This is a genomic window from Pseudomonas eucalypticola, assembly GCF_013374995.1.
GTDB lineage: Bacteria > Pseudomonadota > Gammaproteobacteria > Pseudomonadales > Pseudomonadaceae > Aquipseudomonas > Aquipseudomonas eucalypticola.
In genome coordinates this window covers 4120126-4141045 of the sequence record NZ_CP056030.1, presented here as the reverse complement: position 1 = coordinate 4141045, position 20920 = coordinate 4120126, and the positions used below count along the sequence as shown (strand labels likewise).

General features: G+C 64.1%; 15 protein-coding genes. 8 read left to right on the top strand and 7 right to left on the bottom strand.

The window, feature by feature from the left end; translation table 11 throughout:
* Positions 1-13: 13 nt before the first annotated feature.
* The 5 genes from HWQ56_RS18190 to HWQ56_RS18170 all read right to left on the bottom strand — a co-directional run bounded on the left by HWQ56_RS18190 (position 14) and on the right by HWQ56_RS18170 (position 7958).
* The gene (locus HWQ56_RS18190; protein ID WP_176571381.1) at positions 14-2482 is read right to left on the bottom strand and encodes a TonB-dependent receptor plug domain-containing protein; all 2469 of its coding nucleotides are present in this window, start codon (positions 2480-2482) and stop codon (positions 14-16) included.
* Positions 2483-2616: 134 nt separating this feature from the next.
* Positions 2617-3483, bottom strand: coding sequence for a sulfurtransferase (locus HWQ56_RS18185; RefSeq protein ID WP_176571380.1), 867 nt, complete (start codon positions 3481-3483; stop codon positions 2617-2619).
* The gene (locus HWQ56_RS18180; protein ID WP_176571379.1) at positions 3480-4193 is read right to left on the bottom strand and encodes a GntR family transcriptional regulator; all 714 of its coding nucleotides are present in this window, start codon (positions 4191-4193) and stop codon (positions 3480-3482) included. Before HWQ56_RS18180 ends, HWQ56_RS18185 begins: the two co-directional genes overlap by 4 nt.
* Positions 4194-4414: 221 nt before the next feature.
* Positions 4415-5629, bottom strand: a complete 1215-nt coding sequence (locus HWQ56_RS18175) for a dipeptidase (protein ID WP_176571378.1) — start codon at positions 5627-5629, stop codon at positions 4415-4417.
* Between the two features lies 1 nt (position 5630).
* Positions 5631-7958: a TonB-dependent receptor domain-containing protein gene (locus HWQ56_RS18170; RefSeq protein WP_158155502.1), complete on the bottom strand. Its 2328-nt coding sequence runs from the start codon at positions 7956-7958 to the stop codon at positions 5631-5633.
* A 307-nt stretch (positions 7959-8265) separates the two neighbouring features.
* On the opposite strand from HWQ56_RS18170, the gene HWQ56_RS18165 reads away from it, so the two are divergent.
* From HWQ56_RS18165 to cycA, 8 genes are all read left to right on the top strand, one after another.
* Positions 8266-8871, top strand: a complete 606-nt coding sequence (locus HWQ56_RS18165; protein ID WP_176571377.1) for a sigma-70 family RNA polymerase sigma factor — start codon at positions 8266-8268, stop codon at positions 8869-8871.
* 140 nt (positions 8872-9011) lie between these two features.
* Entirely contained in the window at positions 9012-9818 is an 807-nt protein-coding gene (locus HWQ56_RS18160) for an ABC transporter substrate-binding protein (protein ID WP_158155506.1), read from the top strand.
* Between the two features lie 80 nt (positions 9819-9898).
* Positions 9899-10627, top strand: a complete 729-nt coding sequence (locus HWQ56_RS18155; protein WP_176571376.1) for an amino acid ABC transporter permease — start codon at positions 9899-9901, stop codon at positions 10625-10627.
* Positions 10628-10630: 3 nt separating this feature from the next.
* Positions 10631-11320, top strand: a complete 690-nt coding sequence (locus tag HWQ56_RS18150) for an amino acid ABC transporter permease (protein WP_176571375.1) — start codon at positions 10631-10633, stop codon at positions 11318-11320.
* Positions 11317-12051, top strand: a complete 735-nt coding sequence (locus tag HWQ56_RS18145; protein ID WP_176571374.1) for an amino acid ABC transporter ATP-binding protein — start codon at positions 11317-11319, stop codon at positions 12049-12051. The genes HWQ56_RS18150 and HWQ56_RS18145 overlap by 4 nt, the downstream gene beginning before the upstream one ends.
* A gap of 218 nt (positions 12052-12269) precedes the next feature.
* Complete coding sequence (locus HWQ56_RS18140) at positions 12270-14660, top strand: TonB-dependent receptor plug domain-containing protein (RefSeq protein WP_176571373.1); 2391 nt, start codon at positions 12270-12272, stop codon at positions 14658-14660.
* A 302-nt stretch (positions 14661-14962) separates the two neighbouring features.
* Positions 14963-16360 (top strand): amino acid permease, encoded by a 1398-nt coding sequence (locus tag HWQ56_RS18135; protein WP_176571372.1) that lies wholly within the window; start codon positions 14963-14965, stop codon positions 16358-16360.
* Between the two features lie 139 nt (positions 16361-16499).
* On the top strand, positions 16500-17906 hold the full coding sequence (gene cycA / locus HWQ56_RS18130) for a D-serine/D-alanine/glycine transporter (RefSeq protein ID WP_245217776.1): 1407 nt from the start codon (positions 16500-16502) through the stop codon (positions 17904-17906).
* Positions 17907-17921: 15 nt separating this feature from the next.
* Here cycA and HWQ56_RS18125 read toward each other — a convergent pair whose 3' ends face one another.
* A complete protein-coding gene (locus tag HWQ56_RS18125; protein ID WP_176571371.1) occupies positions 17922-19100 on the bottom strand; it encodes an aminotransferase class V-fold PLP-dependent enzyme in 1179 nt (392 codons plus the stop codon).
* 41 nt (positions 19101-19141) lie between these two features.
* Complete coding sequence (locus HWQ56_RS18120) at positions 19142-20698, bottom strand: ArnT family glycosyltransferase (RefSeq protein WP_176571370.1); 1557 nt, start codon at positions 20696-20698, stop codon at positions 19142-19144.
* Positions 20699-20920 lie beyond the last annotated feature (222 nt).

Below are 20920 nucleotides of genomic sequence, written 5' to 3'. Positions count from 1 at the left end.
ACCCCCGGTGGGGTCAGAACGTGTAGTTCAGCTTGGTATAGTAGAACGCACCATTGGCGCCGTAGGGCGACAGGCCGGTGTCGTAGGGTAGCTCGTTGCGCAGGTACTGGTCGTTGCTGGATTTGACTTTGCTGGGGTACTGGTCGAACAGGTTGTCGGCTCCGGCGGTGAGGGTCCAGTTGCCCAGGCGGTAGCTGACCGACGCGTTGGTGATCCAGCGTGCGGCATAGCGCTGTGGCTCGATCCCGGCCGCGTAGGGGTAGGAGGAGGGCGAGCGGGTCACGGCGCCATAGCGAGTCTGGTTGACCATCACGCTCCAGCGGTCATAGCTCCAGTCGGCGGTCAGCGAGTACTTGGTGCGTGGTGTGGCGTCGGTCAGCAGGCTCTGGCTACCCGGCCCGAACAGCTGGGACGAGGGCGAGTACTGGCTGAGCACACTGTTGCTGTTGTTGATCGACAGCACCCGGGTCTTGTTGTAGTTGGCGCTGGCCGACAGGTTCAGCTTGCCGAATTCCTGCAGGTCGAAACGGTGGCTGCTGACCAGGTCGATGCCGCGGGTCTGGGTCTTGGCCGCGTTGACGAAGAACTGCGCGGCGGTCACCTGCTGGCCCGGCACGGTACCGTTGAAGTAGTCGGACAGGGCGGAACCGGTAGGCATCAGGATCTTGTCGGAATAGAGGATCTGGTTGTCGATGGTGATCTGGTAAGCGTCGACGGTCAGGTCCCAGTCCTGGGTCGGCGACCACACCAGGCCCAGGCTCAGGTTATTGGATTTCTCCGGCTTCAGGTCCTGTGCGCCCAGGGCGCGCGCGGCGGCGCTGTCCACCGCGTAGGTGCCCGACTGGGTCAACTGCTGGTTGACGATGCTGGTGTTGATGGACTGGTAATGCTGTTGAGCCAGGGACGGGGCGCGGAAACCATTGGACAGGGTGCCGCGCAGGGCCAGGGTATTGGTCAACTGGTAGCGCAGCGAGAGCTTGCCCGAAGAGGTGGAACCCACGCCTTCGTTGTAGTCCTCGTAACGCCCCGCCAGCCCTACGGACAGCTTGTCGGTGAGGTCGGTTTCCAGGTCCACGAAGGTGTTCAGGCTGTCGCGGCTCCAACTGCCGGTCTGGTCCGGGGTGGTACCGGTGCGGATCTGCGCACCAGCCGCCGAGCCGTTGAGCGCGTAATAGGACGACGGCTCGCCGGCCCCGATCTTGTAGCCCTCGCGGTGCACGCCGGCGCCCCAGGTGAAGGACAACGGGTTGGGCAGAAAGCCTAGCTTGAATTCCTTGCTCCATTCGGTGCCCACCTGGGCGTCGGTGGAGGTGTATTTACCCAGGTAGAAGTGGGTAGGGCTGTAGCCGTAACTGTTGTAGTAGGAAACGTTGAGGGTGTTCCAGGCGTTGAGTTTCACCTCGTTCTCGCCGTAGCTGGCGTAGGTTTTCCAGTCCCAGTCGGCGGCGTTGTGGCCCTTGAAGCCCAGGGTGGTCTGCAGGTCGTTGCTGGTCACCACCTGTTCGGGTAGATAGCCGTTGGGGTAGATGGCCTTGATGTTGCGGCTGTTGTTCTGGGTGCGGTAGTTACCGTAGGTGGTTTCTTCACGCTGGCCCAGAATCACGTTCCCGTAAGTGGTGATGTCCGGGGACAGCTGGTAATGGAAGTTCAGCGCGCCCTGGTAGTCGGTTTCCGGTGAATCGCCGCGGTTCTGGTAGGCATAGCCACCATCGGCCGCCGCGGTCTGGGCGTTCTGGTCGCCGAACTGGGCGCGGTTGGTGCCGTCGAGGTTCGCTGCATTGAACGAGAACCGTGCCCAGCCGGGGTGTTCGTCGGTGCCGATGTCCAGGCCGTAGCTGCCTGCCAGGCTGCGGTGGATACCGTCGCCTTCCTTGGTCTTGCCGAACTCGGCTTCGATACTGTTGGCGCCAGGGGTGGCACCGTGCTTGAGGATAATGTTGACCACCCCGGCGATGGCGTCGGAGCCGTACTGGGCCGAGGCGCCGTCGGTGAGCACCTCGATGTGGTCAATGGCCGACGTCGGGATCGACGCCACGTCAACAGGCGCCGAGCCGCGGGCCAGGTCACTGTTGAGGTTGACGGTGGCGGAGGTGTGGTAACGCACCCCGTCCACCAGCACCACCACCTGGTTGGGCGACAGCCCGCGCAGGATGAACGGCCGCTGCAGGCCGGCGGCGCCCTGGTTGAAGCGCGGGAAGGTCACCGCGGGCAGCAGCGCGCTCAGGGCGCTGCCAATGTCCGAGTAGCCGCTGGACTGCAGCTCCTTGCTGGAAATGACCTGGATCGGTGCCAGGGACTCGGCCACGGTGCGGCCGGTCTGGCGGGTGCCGGTGACCACGACTTTCTGCAGTTGCGTGTCGGCGCTGCTGGTGCTGTCGTCACTGCTCGCCTGGGCGGCGAGTGCCGCGGCCGGGTTGTTGATGGCGCACAGCAGCAAGCCCAGTGTGGTGGTCCTGGAAAGACCGGAGCCGGTTGGCTTCATGAAGGTGTAACTCCCCTAAAGGTGCAACGGAACGTTTAAAAGCTCCCTTTTCCTGTGTAGGGTCATCTGGGCGCAGAAACCCGTCCCGCGTCGTGGTTGCCGCGCGGGTTGGGTGGTACAGCAAGGTTCAGCCCCTAGCCGGGCTGCGAGCCCTGTGCAACAGGTAGCTCGGGGTCGGCGCTCCAGGCCGACCAGGAACCGACGTACAGCGGTGCCTGAACACCGATGCAGGCCAGCGCAAGAATGGCGTGCGCGGCCGATACACCGGCGCCGCAGTACACCCCCGCCGGGCGCGTGCCATCCACGCCCAGGGCGAGGAAGCGGGCGCGCAGGGCGTCGTTGTCCAGGAACGTGCGGTCGGCCTGCAGCAGCTCGGCGGCCGGGAGGTTGAGCGCCCCGGGAATGTGCCCGCGCGGTGGCTGCCCGTCCACGCTGGGGCCGCCCTGGTAGTTGGGCGCGATGCGGGTGTCCAGCAGTACACCGTCGCGGGCCAGCAGGCGGCTTTGGGCGGCGGTCAGTTGCGCCAGGTGGCCGGCGCTGAGGGTGACATCGCCCCGGGCGGGTGCCGGCCCGGCAAGGTTTTCAGTGGACAGGCCGGCGGCCTGCCAGGCGTCGAAGCCACCATCGAGCAGGCGTACCCGAGTCAGCCCGGCCCAGCGCAGGGTCCACCAGGCGCGCGCCGCCTGCAGCCCACCATCGTGGTCATACACCACCACGGTGCTGCTGTGGCCAATGCCCCAGGCGCGCGCCTTCTGTTCCAGCTCGACGAGGGTGGGCAGAGGGCGCGAGCCCAGGCGTCCGCCACCGGGGGCAGCGAAGTCTTTGGCCAGGTCACTGTCCTGCGCCGTGGGGATGCGTTGACGCTCGGCGCGGGGCACCACGCTGTCGGTGTCCGCGCTGTGCACGGCGAGCACGATTGGCGGCTGGACGCTGGCCAGCTCGGCGGCCAGTTGCGCGGCGCTGATCAGTACGTGGTGGCGTGAAAGGGCGGTAGTGGTCATAGGGAGATGTCCGGGTATTCGGCGGCCATCAATGACTGCAGCAGGCCCTTGCGGGTGCTTTCAATGTGCTGGCTCATCACGGCGCGGGCCTGATCGGGGTCGCCCGAGCGCAGTACATCGAGCAGGTCGTTGTGCTCGCGGTTGGTCTCGGAATTGATGTCGCGGGCCTGGGCGCCCAGGTGGAAGAAGCGCTCGCCTTCCTCCAGGTGGCTGACCACCAGCGCATGCAGGCGCGGGTTGCCGGAAGCCTGGCTGATGGCCAGGTGAAACTCGCGGTTGGCGTCGACGAAATCTTCACGGCTCTTGTTTTCCTCCAGCCGGTAGGACGCATCGGCCAGGGTTTCCAGCGCGGCGAAATCGTCGGGTTTGAGATGGCGGGCGGCCAGCGCCGCGGCATCGCCTTCCAGCACCGCGCGAATGTGGAACAGGTCGTTGATGGCCTTGATGGTCACCGGAGCAATCCGGTAGCCCCGGCGCGGGTAGCTCTCCACCAGGCCTTCCAGGCACAGTCGCATCAGCGCCTCGCGAACAGGGGTCTTGCTCATCTCCAGGCGTTCGGACAGCTCTTGCTCAGACACTTCCAGCCCGGGCGGCATCTGGCAAGTGATGATCTGGCTGCGCAGTGCGGCGTACGCCTGCTCAGTCAGCGACTTGCCTGAGCGCGCGGTAACGGCCTGTTTGTCGAGGGGTGGGGTGGCGTGCCTGGCCATGAACAGATCCATTCCTGGTAGATATTTTTCGTAATATATCACGGAAAATATCTAAGGCACGGTGGGGCTTGGAACGTGTGGTTCTATGGTTAGATCGAGCTCAATGGCGAGGCTACCGGGGTTATCCCTGATCCGGCCGCAGACACCAGCGGACCTGGCCGCATCCCGAACGCGCAGGCCACCGACGCGGCACACACGCCCCAGTAGCGGCCGGGCCACTGTCACCCCTTGGCCGCCCCATCCTGCGCTGCCTGCAGCACGCGCAGCAGGTTGCCGCCCCAGATGTTGGCCAGGTCCTTCTCGCTATAGCCGGCGTCCAGCAGGCGCTGGCTGATCTTCGGCAACTGGCTGACGTCCTCCAGCCCCGTCACGCCACCACCGCCATCCCAGTCGGCACCAATGCCCACATGCTCCGGCCCCACCACCTGCAGAATGTGCAGCAGGTGCTTCATGAACACGTCCAGGTCCGCCTTGGGTTGCGGGTACTTCGTGTCGATCGCGTGGTAATCCTGGTATAGCGCATGGCTCTGCTCCGGGCTCAGCGCGGCCAGGTTGTGGAAGCGTGCGCCGAGGGCGGCCAGGGCCTTGTTGCGCTCCGGGTTGGGCTTGAGCGGTACCAGGTAGTCGCTGTAGGTATTGACCTGCACCACGCCGCCTTTGGCGGCGAGTTGGCGCAAGCGCCCGTCATCGAGGTTGCGCGGGTGCGGGTTGACCGCGCGGCTGCTGGAGTGCGAGGCAATGATGGGCGCGGTGGACTGCGCCAGTATCTGGTCGAACACCGCGTCGCTGGCATGGGACACGTCCAGCAGAATGCCGAGGCGGTTGGCCTCGGTCACCAGTTGCCGACCTTCAGGGCTCAGGCCTTTCCAGTGCGGCAGGGCGGTGGCCGAGTCGGCCAGTTCATTGTCGGCAAAGTGCACCAGGCCGAGCATGCGCAGGCCTTGGCGGTAGTAGGTGTTCAGCAGGGCCGGGTCGGCGGCCAGCGGCTCGGCGTTTTCCATGCTGATGAACACCACGCGCTTGCCCTGAGCGGCGATGCGCCGGGCGTCTTCGGGGGTGAGCGCGAGGGCGAAGGTGTCCGGGTTGCGGTCGATCATGTCGCGGATGCGTGTCAACGTCGCCAGCCCATAGGCGCTGGCGTACGCGCGGCCTTCATCGGTCAGCGGTTGCTGAGGCGTGTACACCGCGAAGAAGCCACCGTCCAGCCCGCCGTCGACCATGCGCGGCACGTCCACCTGGCTACCGTCCTGGCGGTAGTCATGGCGTTGGGTGATGTCCCAGCCGGGGCGGGTCAGGTCCAGGGGGGTATCCAGGTGGCTGTCCAGCACCAGTAAGCGCTGGTGCAAGGCCAGGGTGGCGGGGCTCACTACCGTGTCATCGGCGTGGGCCAGCCAGGGCAGCAAGGCCAGGGTCAGGGCGCAAAGGCGCAGGTGCATATCAGAACTCCATGCTCAGGGTGGTCTGGAAGGTGCGTGGCGAGCCGGGGCGGTACGACGCCGCGCCGTCGCTGGTGGTGTAGATGTAGCCCAGGTAGTCCTTGTCGAAGAGGTTGTCGAGGTTGAAGCGCAGCTTGACGTTCTTCAGCGGGCCGTAGTGCACTTGTTGGCCGCCCAGGTCCAGGTAGGCGCTGTACACGGTGTAGCCGGGCACCGATTCGGTGTTGGTGAAATTGCTGTAGCGCTCGCCGGTGAAACGCCCGGTGAAGTTCAGCAACGCCCAGGGCGCCAGCTCGTAGGTGACCCCGGCTTGAGCCATCCAGCGCGGGCTGTCGGGCACGTCGTTGCCGCGCAGGGACAGGCCCGCGGCATCGTTCTTGAACGTGGACTTGTTGTACGTGGCGCTGCCGTTGAACACCACCTTGCTGCCCAGCACCGGGGGTTTCCACTGGCCGCTCAGTTCACTGCCGTAGGCCACCACCTTGCCGACGTTCTGGTAGTAGGTTTCAACCTGGCTGCTGCCCGGCACCGGCGAGGCGAACGACTGCAGGCGGTTGTCAAAGTCGGTGCGGTACAGTGCCCACGCCGCGTTGAAGGTGGGGTGGTTGAGGCGGTAGCCCACTTCGTAGTTTTTCGAGCGCTCCGCCTCGGGCGCCGGTACCGATGGGCTGCCGGCCCGGTAGATGTCATCGGCGCCGCGGGGCAGGGCCATGTTTTCCGAGTACGAGGCAAACACCTGGCTGTCACCGGTGAGGTTGTAGACCAGGCCCACCTGCGGCAGGAACGCGTCGTTCCATTCGGTGCTCAGCCGGGGCTGGCGCTCGTTGATGTAGTCGCCGGCGTTGCGGTAGCCCTCGATGCGGTAGTCCAGGTTCAGGCTCTTGAACCCGTATTGAAGGCGCAGGCGTTCGTCCAGCAGGGACCAGGTGTCCTTCACATGGAACTGCAGCGAGTTGCGGGTGGACGTGAAGTCCCCCTGCAAGTGCACGGGCTCATCCAGCAGCGGCTCGCCGTCAGGGCTGCCATCCGTGAGGTTGTAGCGCGCCTGCTGGCGGTTGAACACGTCGGTCTCGGCCCACAGGCCGGTGTCGATTTCGTGCTGGCCGACGTTCCAGCGCAGGCCAGTCAACCCGCCGAAGCGGTGGCCGCTCAGGGACGACAGGCCGTATTGCACGCCATTGGGCTCATACAGCCCGGCGACATTGCTTTCGGCGTTGTGCAAGGCCAGTGAAGTGGCATAGGACTCGGGAGATACGCCGAAGCCTTTCTTGGCTTCGTAGTACAGGGTGGTGTAGTTCGTCAGGTCCGGGCTGATCTCGAAGGTACCGCCCAGGCTGGTCAGGGTATCGCGCCGCTGGTTCACCGCCTGCTTATAGTACTGGTTGTAGTTGGGGTTGCTGTAGCGCACCCCCGGCACGGTTTCGGCCAGGGTGGGTACACTGCCCAGGTAGGCGAAGTCGCGGCCCGAGCGCCCGAACGGGTCATTGGCGGTGCCGTGGTACTGGGCCAGGGTGATGGACGGCGAGTCGTAGTCGTAGAACGAGTTGTACACCGAACGCAGCCACACTTCGTTATGGTCGCCGAAGCGGTAGCGCACCTTGGCCTCGATGTGTTCGCGGTCGATGGTACCCGGCCCGCGCCACAGGTCGCCGTCGATTTTCGAACGGCTGACATACGCCGACAGGCCCTGGTACTCGCCGCTCTGCAGCTTGACGAAACTGCGCCGCAGGCTGTCGCTGCCCAGGGTATAGGAGACGTTGGCCCCGGGCGTGGGGGTGGGGTTGCTGGTCTGATAGTCCACGTACGGGCCCAGAGAGGCATAGCCCGCCTGGGACACGTCACCGGCCCCGGTGGAGGCGGTGACCCGCTCGGTGTTCTCGTTGTCGACGTAGCGGTAGATAGGGCTGCCGCCGAACTGGTCGGTACGCCCCAGGGGCACACCGTCGATGGAGAAGCCGATCTGCTGCAGGTTGAAGGCACGCACGAATACCGAGTTGCCGAATTCGTACAGGCCCAGGGCGTCGTTGACCTGCACGTTGAAGCCCGGCAGGTTCTCCAGCATCTTCAGCCCCGAGGTGCCGGCCGGCGCTGACAACAGCGCCTGGTGGGAAATGGCCAGGGTATTGCTGATCTTGTCTTCGCCGATGGCCGCGCTGGCCTCGGTGACGCGCGCGCCCACCACTTCCACCTTGTCCAGGCGGGGTTCGGTGGTGTTGTCGTCCGCGGCCCACGCGGGGTCGGCGAACAGACTGCCCAGCAACAGGCCGCCGAGCAGGCGAGGGGCCTGGCGGGTGGGCCACGGCAGGAATTTACGAGAGGGCAGGGTCATTGTCTGTCCTTGGCAATGGCTATAGGGGACAAGGCCTGGCGTGGCCTCGGGGAGCGAGCTCCTCGAGCACCTTGAGCAACGAGAGGGGAAAGTTTTCAGTGGTGTTCTAGATTGTTTCGTTTGCCCCTTAGAACATGTACATTTTTTTATAATCAAATAGCGTCATTATCAGGTTTTTTGTTCTTTTATCCCGCGCCTCGGGCTGGGGCAGACTGGCGGCACCTGCAGGACGCAGGTCAACCTCAACCCGGCAGGCCCACCACCTTCTCGTCCGTTGGCGTGTGCAGTCCATGAAGACGATGGACCTATGGATTCGAACGCAGTACTGAAGACCCGACTGATCGGGCAGATTTTCCAGCAACACTACGCCTGGCTGTGTACCCGGCTTGCCTACCGTACGGGCTGCAGCCACAGCGCCGAAGACCTGGCCGCGGAGACCTTTCTCAAGGTCTGGATGCTGCCCGACCCCGGCGCCATTCGCGAGCCGCGCGCCCTGCTGACCACCATCGCCCAGCGCCTGATGTACGAGCGCTGGCGCCGCCGCGATCAGGAAAAGGCTTGGCTGGACGAGGTGGGCGAAGGCCCTGAATGCCTGCAGGCCTCGCCCCAGGAGCACCTGATGCTGGTGGAAAGCCTGATCGCCATAGACCGCCGGCTCGACGGCCTGTCTGGGCAGGCCAAGGCGGTGTTCGTGCACAGCCAGCTGGAGGGCATGACCTATGCGCAGATCAGCCTGCACCTGGGCTTGTCCCTGGGGCGTATCCACCAACTGAAGACCCTGGCGCTGGGCTGTTTCAATTCGCCGGCGGCCTCTGTTGGTCCAGCGACCGTGGATCAGCAGCGTGGCCGCTGCGGCCGTGTCCAGCGGGGCGTGCTGGCGCATTGCAGGCCTGATGCTGCGCAGCGTATATGACGCGGCCAGGTCCGCTGCTACGGTTATTACTTTTTAGCATTAACAAATAATATTATATTCCTTTTGGTTTTTTTGCCGTGCTGCAAGACTTCCTGCCTCGGGCGCTTCGCCCAACTGCCCATACAGGAAGTCGACACTCCATGAAAAAACTGACTGCCCTTGCTGCACTGTCCCTGGCGTTGCTGTCCGGCATCGCCCATGCCGACCGCCTGGAAGACATCAAGAAAGCCGGTGTGTTGCGCGTAGCTGCCTTCGACAGCAACCCGCCCTTCGGCTTCGTCGATGCCAAGACCCACCAGATCGAAGGCCTGGACGTGGATTACGCCAAGGCCATCGCCGCCAAGCTGGGCGTCAAGCTGCAACTGCAATCCACCAACCCGGCCAACCGCGTGCCATTGCTGGTGTCGAACAAGGTCGACCTGGTGCTGGCCAACTTCACCATCACCCCTGAGCGTGCCCAGCAGGTCAACTTCAGTACCCCGTACTTTGCGTCGGGCCAGCAGTTCATCGTCAAGAAAGGCACCCTCACGTCCCAGGATCAGTTGAACACCTGGCGCGTGGGCGTCGACAAAGGCACCACCAACGAAGGCGTGCTGCGGGAGAAATTCCCCGGCGCCAAGGTGGTGGCCTATGACGACACCCCGTTCGCCTTCACCGCGCTGCGCAACGGCAACGTCCAGGCCATTACCCAGGACGGCCCCAAGCTGATCGGGCTGCTGGCCAACGTGCCGGACCGCGACAAGTACGAAGTACCGCCGTTCACCATTTCCAACGACCTGATTGGCGTGGGCCTGCCCAAGGGCGAGACGGCGCTGACCGATTTCGTCAACCAGACCCTGGTTGAGCTGGAGAAGGACGGCCAGGCGCAGAAGATCTACGACACTTGGTTCGGGCCGCAGACCAACACCCCGCTGGCGCGGCTGTTCAAGATCGGCGACAAGTCCTGAGTTGACCCCCGCGGTTCGTCAATTGGCCTGCGCACTTTGGTGCGCGGGCCTGTTTCTGCTTGATCTGGATAAGCACCCTCATGTTCGGTGAACTGCTCGCACCCCGTTATCTGCATTGGTTGTTCGATGGTTTTCTATTGACCCTGGGCCTGTCGTTGCTGGTGTGCGTGGTCGCCACGGGCCTGGGCGCATTGCTCTACCTGGCCCGTACTGCCCCGGCCCGCTGGCTGTCGACACCTGCCCGGCTGTATGTACTGGTGATTCGCAACACGCCGCTGCTGGTACAACTGTTTTTCTGGTATTTCGGCGTCACCGCCTTGTTGCCGGAAGCCTGGGTAAGCTGGCTCAACACCCCGCGCAGCCTGGCCCTGGGGGCGGTCAGCCTGGACTGGCCGTCGTTTGAGTTCATCGCCGGTTTCTGGGGCCTGACCCTGTACACCACGGCGTTCATCGCCGAGGAACTGCGCGCCGGTATCGACTCGGTACGCCAGGAACAACGCGCGGCGGGCCTGGCCCTGGGGCTGCGTCCCGCCCAGGTATGGCGCCACGTGATTCTGCCTCAAGGCCTGCGCACGGCGCTGGGGCCGTTGCTGGGCCAGTACATGAATGCAGTGAAAAACTCCTCCCTGACCATGGCCATCGGTCTGGCCGACCTGTCCTATGCGTCGCGCCAAGTGGAGACGGAAACCTTCAAGACCTTCCAGGCGTTCGGCTTCGCCACCTTGCTGTATGTGCTCAGCATCGCGGTGATCGAGGCCGTGGGGCAATTGATCCAGCACAGCCGCCACTACCGTCGCGGGGTCGCGTGAACCATGGACTTTTCGGTCATCATCGATAACCTCGGGTACTTCACCTGGGGCGCTTATCCCGACGGGCCCTTGGGTGGCGCCGCGTTGACGCTCTTGCTGAGCCTGTTATCAGGCATCGCCGCCGGGGTGCTGGGCCTGGCCTGGGGCATTGCCCTGGTGGTCAGCCGCGGCTGGCTGCGCTGGGTACTGGTGGGCGTGCTGGGCTTCCTGCGGGCCATCCCGGTACTGATGCTGATGTTCTGGGCCTACTTCCTGCTGCCCATCCTTTTCCACGTCGACGTCCCGGCCCTGGCCACCGTGGTATGTGCCCTGTCGCTGATCGGCGGTGCCTACCTGGCCCATGGCGTGGCGGCGGGCATCGGCAGCCTGCCTGCGGGCCAGTGGGCGGCGGCCAAGGCCCTGGGCCTGCGCCCAGGCCAGGTCTTGCGCCTGGTGATCTTGCCCCAGGCCCTGCCGATCATGTTGCCCTCGTTCCTCAACCAGTGGATCTCGCTGATCAAGGACACCTCGCTGGCCTATGTGATCGGCGTGGGTGAGTTGTCCTACGTGGCCACCCAGGTCAGCAACCGGGTCATGGTGCACCCGGTCCAGATCTTCCTGTTCGTGGCCCTGGTCTATTTCCTGTTTTGCAGCGCCCTGCAGGGGTTGGCCCATCGGCTGGCCCGGCGCGTTCCGTCGCGGAGTCACCGATGATCGAGTTTGAAAACGTCAGCAAGCACTACGGTACCTTCAAGGTGCTCGACGGTTGTACCACCCGGGTGGCCAAAGGCGAGGTCGTGGTGGTCTGTGGGCCGTCAGGCTCGGGCAAGTCCACCCTGATCAAGCTGGTCAACGGCCTGGAACCCTACGATGGCGGGCGCCTGACCGTGGCCGGTATCGACCCCGGCGCCCGGGGCACCGACCTGCCGGCCCTGCGGGCGCGGGTGGGCATGCTGTTCCAGCATTTCGAGCTGTTCCCGCACCTGTCGGTGCTGGCCAACCTCACCCTGGCCCAGGAGAAGGTGCTCAAGCGCTCGCCTGTCGATGCCCGCCAGCGTGCCCTGGCGTTGCTGGACCGGGTAGGGCTGGCGGCCCATGCCCACAAGTACCCGGCGCAGTTGTCTGGCGGCCAGCAGCAGCGAGTGGCGATTGCTCGCGCGCTGACCCTGGACCCGCTGTGCATGCTGTTCGACGAACCCACTTCGGCGCTGGACCCGGAGATGGTTCAAGAGGTGCTGGACGTCATGGTGGAACTGGCCCGCGACGGCATGACCATGCTGTGTGTGACCCACGAAATGGGCTTTGCACGCAAGGTGGCCGACCGCATTCTGTTCATGGACCAGGGACAGATTCTGGAAGACTGCAGCGCCGAGGCTTTCTTCGGTGACCTGGGCCAGCGTTCGCCGCGGGCGCAGGCGTTCCTGTCGCGCATCCTGGCGCATTGATTGGCTCGGGTGCCACGAGGCAGCGCGATAGCCATATGCCCTCACCTATGCAATAAAGTTATTTAAAATTTATACATTGTAGCCATATGCTATATGGCAATCGGACTGCCGACACACATCAAACAACGTCAAGGATGACCGCCACCGTTCGCCATACGGATCGCTCGTTCGGCCCTGGGTACTCGATGCCCCGGGTGAGGATCACAGGAGAGCGGTACATGCACAGGTTTCAACTCAATACCCTGACGGCGGCGCTGGTCTCAGCCAGTGTGCTGGGCGGTGGCTGGAGCGTCGCCAGCCTGGCCGACGGCGAGGCCAGCGACGGCAAGGACAGCACGCTGGACAGGGTCATCGTCACCGGTACCCGTGCCCAGGAACGCACCGCCAGCCAGTCGCTGTCGCCCATCGATGTGATTTCCGGTGACACCCTGCGCAGCAGCGGCTCCAGCGAGCTGGGCACGGTGCTGGCGCGGCTGATCCCGTCCATCAACTTCCCGCGCCCGAGCCTGGTGGACGGCGCCGAACTGGCGCGCCCGGCGCAGATGCGCGGGCTGTCGCCCGACCAGGTGCTGGTGCTGGTCAACGGCAAGCGCCGCCACACGGGGGCTTTCGTCAACCTGGGCGGGGCCGTGGGCCGTGGTTCGTCACCGGCCGATTTGAACGCCATTCCGATGTCGGCCATCGACCACATCGAAGTGCTGCGCGACGGCGCGTCGGCGCGCTACGGCTCCGACGCGATCGCCGGGGTGATCAACATCATCCTCAAGGACGCCAACCACGGTGGTTCGGTGTCGACCAAGTACGGCAGCTATAAAAAGGGCGACGGTATCCAACGCGAGGTGGACGGCAACGCCGGTTTCGCCCTGGGCGATCGTGGCTTCTTCAACCTGTCGGGGGAGGGCGACAACAACGATTACACCGACCGTGCCGGCGACGATTACCGCACCGCCAGCATCGGCTCCACCACCTATGGCCAGCACGTGTTCCGCCAGGGCGAGCCGGCCACCAAGGACGGCAAGCTGTTCTTCAACAGCGAGTTCGACCTCAACGACAATGCCCAGCTCTACAGCTTCGGCGGCTACAGCCACCGCACCGGCGAGACGGCGGCGTTCTACCGGGCCAGCAACGCGTCCAACAACCTGGCGGCGCTGTACCCCAACGGTTACCTGCCGCTGATCCGCGGCACCCTGGAAGACACGTCGCTGGTGGTGGGCGTGCGCGGCCAGTGGCTGGACGACTGGCATTACGACCTGTCGGCCAACTATGGGAAGAACAGCTACGAGATCAATACCCGGACCATCAACACCTCGCTGGGCCTGGCGACGCCCACCCACTTCTACAACGGCACCCTGGAGAACGACCAGAAGCAGCTAAGCCTGGACCTGTCGCGGGAATTTCGCCTGGGCTGGCTGGCCAACCCGGTGTCGCTGTCGGTGGGTACCGAGTACCTGGACCAGGACTACCAGATCAAGTCCGGCGACCCGGCTTCGTACTACCAGACCGGCAGCTCCGGCCTGGGCGGCTTCCGTGACACTGACGCGGGCAGCTACAACCGCCACAGCGTCGCCGAGTACCTGGACCTGGAGACCGACTTCACCGACAAGCTCAGTGGCTCGGCGGCGGTGCGCCGCGAGGACTACAGCGACTTCGGCGCCAACACCACGGGCGCCCTGTCGGCGCGCTACGCCTTCACCCCTCAGGTGGCGTTGCGCGGCAGTATCTCCACGGGCTTCCGCGCGCCGTCCCTGGCCCAGCAGAACTTCACCTACACCTCGTCGCAGTTGATCGGCAACACGGTGCAGGAAGCCGGTACCTTCCCGGCGAACAGCCAGGTGGCCAAGTTGCTGGGCGCCGAAGACCTGAAACCGGAGAAATCACGCAATTACAGCCTGGGCCTGGTGCTGCAACCCACCGACAACCTGACGGTGACGGCGGACGTGTACCGCATCGACATCGACGACCGCATCACGTTGTCGTCCAACCTGGTGCTCAACAACGCCGCCATCGCCTACCTGCAGGCCAATGGGGTAGGGAACATCAACTACACCAGCGCCCGTTACTTCACCAATGCGGTGGACACCAGCACCAACGGCATCGACCTGGTAGCGAACTACCGCTACCAGTTCGACAACGGTATTCGCTGGAACAGTACCCTGGGCTACAACTACAACCACACCAAAGTCACCGACGTCAAAGCCAACCCGGCGGTGCTCGATGCCTTGGGGGTGAACTTGCAACGCGTTGACCGCCGCGAGAAAAATGGCCTGCTAGGGGACACCACGCCCGAGCATAAATTGACCCTGGGCAACGACTTCAACTACGGCAATTGGGCCTTGCACAGTACCCTGGTGCGTTACGGCGAATACACCAGTTACCAGGCCGATGCCGTCAACGACCAGCACTTTCAGGCCGCGTGGGTATTGGACCTGGCGGTGGACTATCGCTACAAGAACTGGCTGTTTACCCTGGGCGGTGACAACGTGACCGATAAGTACCCGGCCAAACTCAGCGATTATTCCTCCAGCGGTGGCAACCTGGCGTACAGCACCTATTCACCCTTTGGCTACAGTGGCGCTTTCTATTACGCGAAAGTGGGGTATAGCTGGTAATACCAGACTTTCGGCCACCGCGCTGGCAAGCCGGCCCCCGCGAAGGGACCTGGCTCGCCAGCGTGATCCAGCGAAGCCGCCATTCAAGAATAAAAAGATTATCGACATTCCATTCATTCATGCCTGACGGATTTATTGCGCTGTCATCATTCCGCCATGGAATCACCTGGTGCATAAACATCGTTTGTCGGGCCTGCGAAAGTTAAGTGAGTATGGGGGCGTTGTTCGTTCAAGCCATGCCCCATAACAAAAAGCCTCATTACATTTTCGCTGCCGCCCGAAATCAATGAAAAGGAATAACTATGGCCCGTCCACGTCGCGAGCCGCGTGCGCTCAAACAGGGCCTGACGTCGCGTCAGGTGTCCATGATCTCCATTGCCGGCATCATCGGTGCCGGCCTGTTCATCGGTTCTTCCAACGCCATCGCCACCGCGGGGCCCGCCATCCTGGTCTCCTATGGCATCGCCGGCCTGCTGGTACTGCTGGTCATGCGCATGCTCGGTGAAATGGCCATCGCCAACCCCGACAGTGGTTCGTTTTCCACCTATGCCGGGCAGGCCATCGGGCCGTGGGCGGGGTTTACCATTGGCTGGCTGTACTGGTGGTTCTGGGTGCTGATCATTCCCGTGGAGGCCATCGCTGGCGCCGACATCCTGCATGCCTGGATGCCAGCGGTACCTTCCTGGTTGTTTGCGTTTCTGATCATGCTGGTGCTGTCCTGCACCAACCTGATCAGCGTGAAGCATTACGGTGAGTTCGAGTACTGGTTCGCCCTGGTCAAGGTGATCGCCATCGTCGCGTTCATTGCCGTCTGCCTGATGGGCATCAGCGGCCACTGGCCGTTGGCGCAAGTCTCGGGTGTCGACCAGTTGCTGGGCAACGGCGGGTTCATGCCCAATGGTTTTGGCGCCGTGCTGGGTGGGGTGCTGGTCACCATTTTCTCGTTCTTCGGCGCCGAGATCGTCACCATTGCCGCCGACGAAACCGCCGACCCCAAGGAAAAAATTCGCAAGGCCACCAACCTGGTGGTCTACCGCATCGCGATTTTCTATCTGTTCTCGATATTCTTCATCGTTTCACTGGTGGCCTGGAACGACCCTCGGTTGCTACAGGTAGGCTCGTTTCAACGCGCGCTGGAAATACTGAACGTACCGGGGGCCAAACTGATGGTCGACATCGTGGTGCTGGTGGCCGTCACCAGTTGCATGAACTCGGGGCTATACACCGCCTCGCGCATGCTTTACTCCCTGGGCGCTCGCGGCGAGGCACACGCCCTGGTCCGCCGAGTGTCGCGCAGTGGCGTGCCCACCGTGGCGGTGCTGGCCTCGACCCTGGCCGGTTTTGTCGGCTGTTTCGTCAACTATGCGGCCCCCGGCACGGTGTTCAGCTTCCTGTTGTCCACCACCGGCGCCATTGCCCTGCTGGTGTACCTGGTGATCGCGGTGTCGCAGTTGCGCATGCGCGGCATCCTCGAGGGGCGGGGCGAGCCCCTGGCCTTCAAGATGTGGCTGTTTCCGTGGCTGACCTGGTTCGTGATCGCGCTGATCAGTCTGGTGCTGGGCTACATGCTGATCAGCCCAGCGTACCGCTACGAAACCCTGATGACTGGCGGGGTGGCAGGGGCGATGCTGCTGATCGGGCTGTTGCGGCGCAAGCCTCGCGGCAAGGATTACGCACCACTCGTGCCGCAGGGCCATTGAGCTTCGCCGGGCGCGGCCGTGCGCCGCGCCCGCATGGCTGGAGCTGGAACGGTTTCCGTGGCATGGTACACGGCTGACATTGGCTAGCTATCTGGCCGTTGACCCACCACGCTGTACCGCACCTGCCTGGAAATCCCCCATGACCGACCCCATGGCGACTACGCCCAGCCCCCACGATTCGACGGGCCTGAAACGCAACCTGTCCAACCGCCACATTCAATTGATCGCCCTGGGCGGCGCCATCGGCACCGGCCTGTTCATGGGCTCGGGCAAGAGCATCAGCCTGGCCGGCCCCTCGATCATCTTCGTGTACATGATCATCGGCTTCATGCTGTTTTTCGTCATGCGCGCCATGGGTGAGTTGCTGCTGTCGAACTTGCAGTACAAGTCGTTCATCGATTTCGCCACGGACTACCTGGGGCCGTGGGCGGGCTTCTTCACCGGTTGGACCTACTGGTTCTGCTGGATCGTCACCGGCATCGCTGACGTGATCGCCGTGTCTTCCTACGCCCATTTCTGGTTTCCGGACCTGCCCCAGTGGGCGCCGGCGCTGGCATGCGTGGGCCTGTTGCTGTCGCTCAACCTGATTACCGTGAAGCTGTTCGGTGAGGTCGAGTTCTGGTTCGCCATGATCAAGCTGGTGGCGATTGCCTTGCTGGTGGCCACCGGGGTTTATCTGGTGGGCACGGCATCGCCTTCGCCCGACGGGCACGTGCCGTCCCTGGCCAACCTGTGGAATGACGACGGTCTGTTCCCCCACGGCTGGATGGGGTTCTTCGCCGGCTTCCAGATCTCCATCTTTGCCTTCGTCGGTCTGGAACTGGTAGGCACCACTGCGGCCGAAACCAGGGACCCGCGCCATACCCTGCCACGGGCGATCAATTCGATCCCGGTGCGCATCATTCTGTTCTATGTGCTGGCGCTGGTGACCATCATGGCGGTGACCCCATGGCGCGAAGTGGTGGCCGACAAGAGCCCCTTCGTCGAGCTGTTCCTGATAGCGGGCTTCCCGGCCGCGGCCGCGTGCCTGAACTTCGTGGTTCTGACGTCGGCGGCATCCTCGGCCAACAGCGGTATTTTCTCCACCAGCCGCATGCTGTTCGGCCTGGCGCTGGAGGGGGATGCGCCGCGCGCTTTCAAGCGCCTGTCCAAACGCTCGGTGCCGTCCAACGGCCTGCTGTTTTCCTGCCTGTGCCTGTTGTTCGGGGTGGTGGTGATCTACCTGGTGCCCAACCTGATGGAAGCCTTCACCCTGGTGACGACCTTGTCGGCGCTGCTGTTCATGTTCGTCTGGTCGATCATTCTGCTGTCGTACCTGGCCTATCGCAGGCAGCGTCCGGCGTTGCACGCCGCTTCGGAATACCGGATGCCGGGTGGGCGAGCGATGTGCTGGGTGGTGCTCGGGTTTTTCGTGGTGATCCTGGGTTTGCTGACCCTTAAGGATGACACCCGCCAGGCGCTGTGCGCGGCGCCGCTGTGGTTCGTGGTGCTGGCGCTGGCTTATCCGCTCGTGCGCCGGCGTGGGACGGTGGCCGTGGGGCAGTGAAGTAGAACGCCAGGCCTATAACCTGCGCAGGGCTTCGACCAGGCTATCGAGCTCGGCCTCGGTGTTGTAGGCGTGCACCGAAGCGCGCACCACGCTCTCCAGGCCGCGCTGTCGCATGTCCAGCCAGGTCGAGCTCGCACCCGACACCGAGACGTTGATGCGCCGGGGCAGCTGGGCCAGGGAGTGCTGGATGGCGGCAGGGGCGTGTCGTTCGCCGGTGAAGGTCACCAGCCCCGTCAACGGCTGGCCCACGTCCTGGCACTGGTAGCCGGGCAGGGTGTGCAGCGCCGCGCGCAAGTAGCCCGCCAGGTACTGAATGCGGGCCCACAAGGCCTCGATGCCCAGGTCCAGGGCATAGTCCACCGCGGCGCCAAAGCCCAGCCGGACCGCCAAGTTGCACTCCCAGCTTTCAAAGCGCCGTGCATCCCCGCGCATCTCGAAGGCGTCGGCGCTCACCAGGGTGGCCGCGTGCAGGTCCAGAAAGGTGGGTTCCAGGCGCTGACACAGGGCCTGTTCGATGTAGAGAAAACCGACCCCGCGCGGCCCGCGCAGGTACTTACGACTGGTGGCGGTGAGCATGTGACAGCCGATGGCGCGAACATCCAGCGGCACCTGCCCAGCGGCCTGGCAAGCGTCGAGCAAAAACAGCACACCGGCGGCGCGGCACAGGGCGCCGATGGCTTGTACTGGCTGCAGCACGCCGCCGTTGCTGGCGATCATCGGCAGCGACACCAGGGCCACGCGCGGGCCTTGCAAGCGCGCCCTCAGCGCGGCCAGGCAGACCTGCCCGTGCTCGTCGTTGGCCAGTACCTCGATCTGGATGCCCAGCCGTCGCTTGAGCTGCAGGTAAGGGATGTAGTTGCCGGCGTATTCACTGGCTGAGGTCAGCACCACATCGCCGGCCTTGAGGGGCAGGGCGTAGAACAGCATGTCCCAGGCGCGGGTGGCGTTGTCGACCAGGGCGATTTCTTCGGTGCACGCATTGAGCAGGCGTGCCACGGACCCGTACACCGCCGCGGTTTCGGCCTGGGCGGCGTCGGCGGCCTCGTAGCCACCCAGGCGGATCTCCCGTTGCTGGTGGCGTGCCATCGCCGCGCCCACGACCGAAGCCGACAAGGAGGCGCCAGCATTGTTGAGGTGAATGAGCGGGTCGCAGCCCGGGGTGTCGGCGCGCAAGCGGTTGATGTCGAGCATGGGGGCTCATCTGTGCGGGGGATGAGCGCCCACCTTAACAGTCAGGGTTGGCGCTCGGCCACCGTTGCCGTTACGTGCCTGGGAATGAACGCCACGCTCTGGTTATCGTGGGCTCGCAGTAGCCGCGCGCCGTTGTCCGGGCGGGTCAGCACCAGGTCATGGTCCTCGGCCAGGTAACGCAGGGGCAGGTCCTTCAGCGTTGGGTACTGGGTGAAGATCAGTGTGCGCGCCGGGTCCCAGGCCTGGCCGGTGCGCTTGGCCAGCCAGGCCATGAAGTCGGCACTGGTGCCCTGGCGGGGATAATCTTCGTCTTCGCCGATGTAGGTGAACGGCGCGCCCTGGTTTTGCACGTACAAGGGCAATTTGTTGTCCACCTCGATCATCACCAGATGCCATTGCTGCCAGGGCGCTTGCTGACTGGCGCGGGCCTGGACTTCGCGGCCGAACGCGATGATGCCACCGTTGCCATTGCTCCATGGGTAGGCGACGCCCACCAGCACTACCATCACCAGCGCGCTGGCGCCGATGCCTCGCTGCCAGCGGGGCACGTGGTGGGGATGGGTCGCCAGGTATTCCTTCAACCACGCAGCGCCCAGCAATTGCGCGAAGGGCACCAGTGGCAGCACGTAGTAGCTGCGGCGGCTGCCGCACGCAGTGAAAAACAGGAACATCAGGCCCAGCCCCATCACCAGCCAGCGCACGTTGATATCGGCGTGGCGCCAGTTGCGCAGGGCCAGCCACAAGGCGATGACCCAGCAAGGTGCCCAGGGCAGGGTATAGACCGGCAGGTACAGCACGTAGGTGTACACCGGGCCGAAGTTGTCGAACGGCTGGAAGAACCGCACCAGGTTTTCCCGTACCACCAGGGCCAGGCCACTCTCACCATAGGTTGGCTGACCGTACAGGTGCGATAGCAGAAACGGCAACATGTACAAGGCCCCGGCCAAGGCCATGGCCAGCGGCACGCGCCTGTTGAGGTGGGCTTTCCAGCGCCCTTCGCCGAGCAGATGTGGCAGCAGCATTAGAACCGGCAGGATGAAGCCGATCAGCCCCTTGAGCAGCGATGTCAGGGCCAGTATCAGGAAAAACGTCGCATAGCGGGAAAACCGGGTGTCCAGCGGCCCCCGCCAGTACCACCAGACCGCCGCCAGTACGCCGAACACCGTCAGGACGTCTGCAGTGGCCACTCGCGCCCACACCAGAAAGTAGAACGTGGTAGCCAGTAGCCAACCGGCGATCAACCCCGTGCCTCGGCGAAACAGGCGTTCGCCCAGCAGGTACACCAGCCAGATGCTCAGCCACGCCGCGATCACCGAAGGCAGGCGCAGCGACCAGTGCCCCAGGCCACCGAACAGGCTGGCGCAGAAGGTAATCAGCCAGTAGGAGGGCAAGGGCTTGTCGTAGTAGGCCGTGCCCTTGAGGTAGGGGTCGAAGTAGTCGCCGGTCTGCAGCATCTGCAAGGCAATGTTGGCCCAGCGGGTTTCCGCGCCCCACAGCTCGCGTTGGCCCAGCCCCAGCAGCAGGGCAACGGCGGAGAAGCCTAGAAGCAGGGCCAGAGCCCCGCGCTCAGAGCGCAGGAAACGAGGGACGGTATGCATGGTGAAGGTATCCGCGTGCCATTGTGCCGGCCGAAGGCGTGTCGGGGAGCCCGGCCACCGGTATTTCAGGCATAGCCTAGGGAGGCAGGCGTTGGCTTTGCGTCAGCGAAACGAGAAAAAAGCGTTACAGCATTTCGCGCAGATCGCTCGCGCCTTGACCAGGTTTTCACCGGTTTTTCACAGCGCTGCCGTACCCTGAAGTTCTTTGTGTTCAGGTACCGA

Coding starts and splice junctions, on each gene's coding strand:
- HWQ56_RS18135 (WP_176571372.1), top strand. CDS start 14,963: ATGGCCCGTCCACGTCGCGAGCCGCGTGCGCTCAAACAGGGCCTGACG.
- HWQ56_RS18140 (WP_176571373.1), top strand. CDS start 12,270: ATGCACAGGTTTCAACTCAATACCCTGACGGCGGCGCTGGTCTCAGCC.
- HWQ56_RS18180 (WP_176571379.1), bottom strand. CDS start 4,193: ATGGCCAGGCACGCCACCCCACCCCTCGACAAACAGGCCGTTACCGCG.
- HWQ56_RS18185 (WP_176571380.1), bottom strand. CDS start 3,483: ATGACCACTACCGCCCTTTCACGCCACCACGTACTGATCAGCGCCGCG.
- HWQ56_RS18125 (WP_176571371.1), bottom strand. CDS start 19,100: ATGCTCGACATCAACCGCTTGCGCGCCGACACCCCGGGCTGCGACCCG.
- HWQ56_RS18150 (WP_176571375.1), top strand. CDS start 10,631: ATGGACTTTTCGGTCATCATCGATAACCTCGGGTACTTCACCTGGGGC.
- HWQ56_RS18145 (WP_176571374.1), top strand. CDS start 11,317: ATGATCGAGTTTGAAAACGTCAGCAAGCACTACGGTACCTTCAAGGTG.
- HWQ56_RS18175 (WP_176571378.1), bottom strand. CDS start 5,629: ATGCACCTGCGCCTTTGCGCCCTGACCCTGGCCTTGCTGCCCTGGCTG.
- HWQ56_RS18190 (WP_176571381.1), bottom strand. CDS start 2,482: ATGAAGCCAACCGGCTCCGGTCTTTCCAGGACCACCACACTGGGCTTG.
- HWQ56_RS18120 (WP_176571370.1), bottom strand. CDS start 20,698: ATGCATACCGTCCCTCGTTTCCTGCGCTCTGAGCGCGGGGCTCTGGCC.
- HWQ56_RS18160 (WP_158155506.1), top strand. CDS start 9,012: ATGAAAAAACTGACTGCCCTTGCTGCACTGTCCCTGGCGTTGCTGTCC.
- HWQ56_RS18155 (WP_176571376.1), top strand. CDS start 9,899: ATGTTCGGTGAACTGCTCGCACCCCGTTATCTGCATTGGTTGTTCGAT.
- HWQ56_RS18170 (WP_158155502.1), bottom strand. CDS start 7,958: ATGACCCTGCCCTCTCGTAAATTCCTGCCGTGGCCCACCCGCCAGGCC.
- HWQ56_RS18165 (WP_176571377.1), top strand. CDS start 8,266: ATGGATTCGAACGCAGTACTGAAGACCCGACTGATCGGGCAGATTTTC.
- cycA (WP_245217776.1), top strand. CDS start 16,500: ATGACCGACCCCATGGCGACTACGCCCAGCCCCCACGATTCGACGGGC.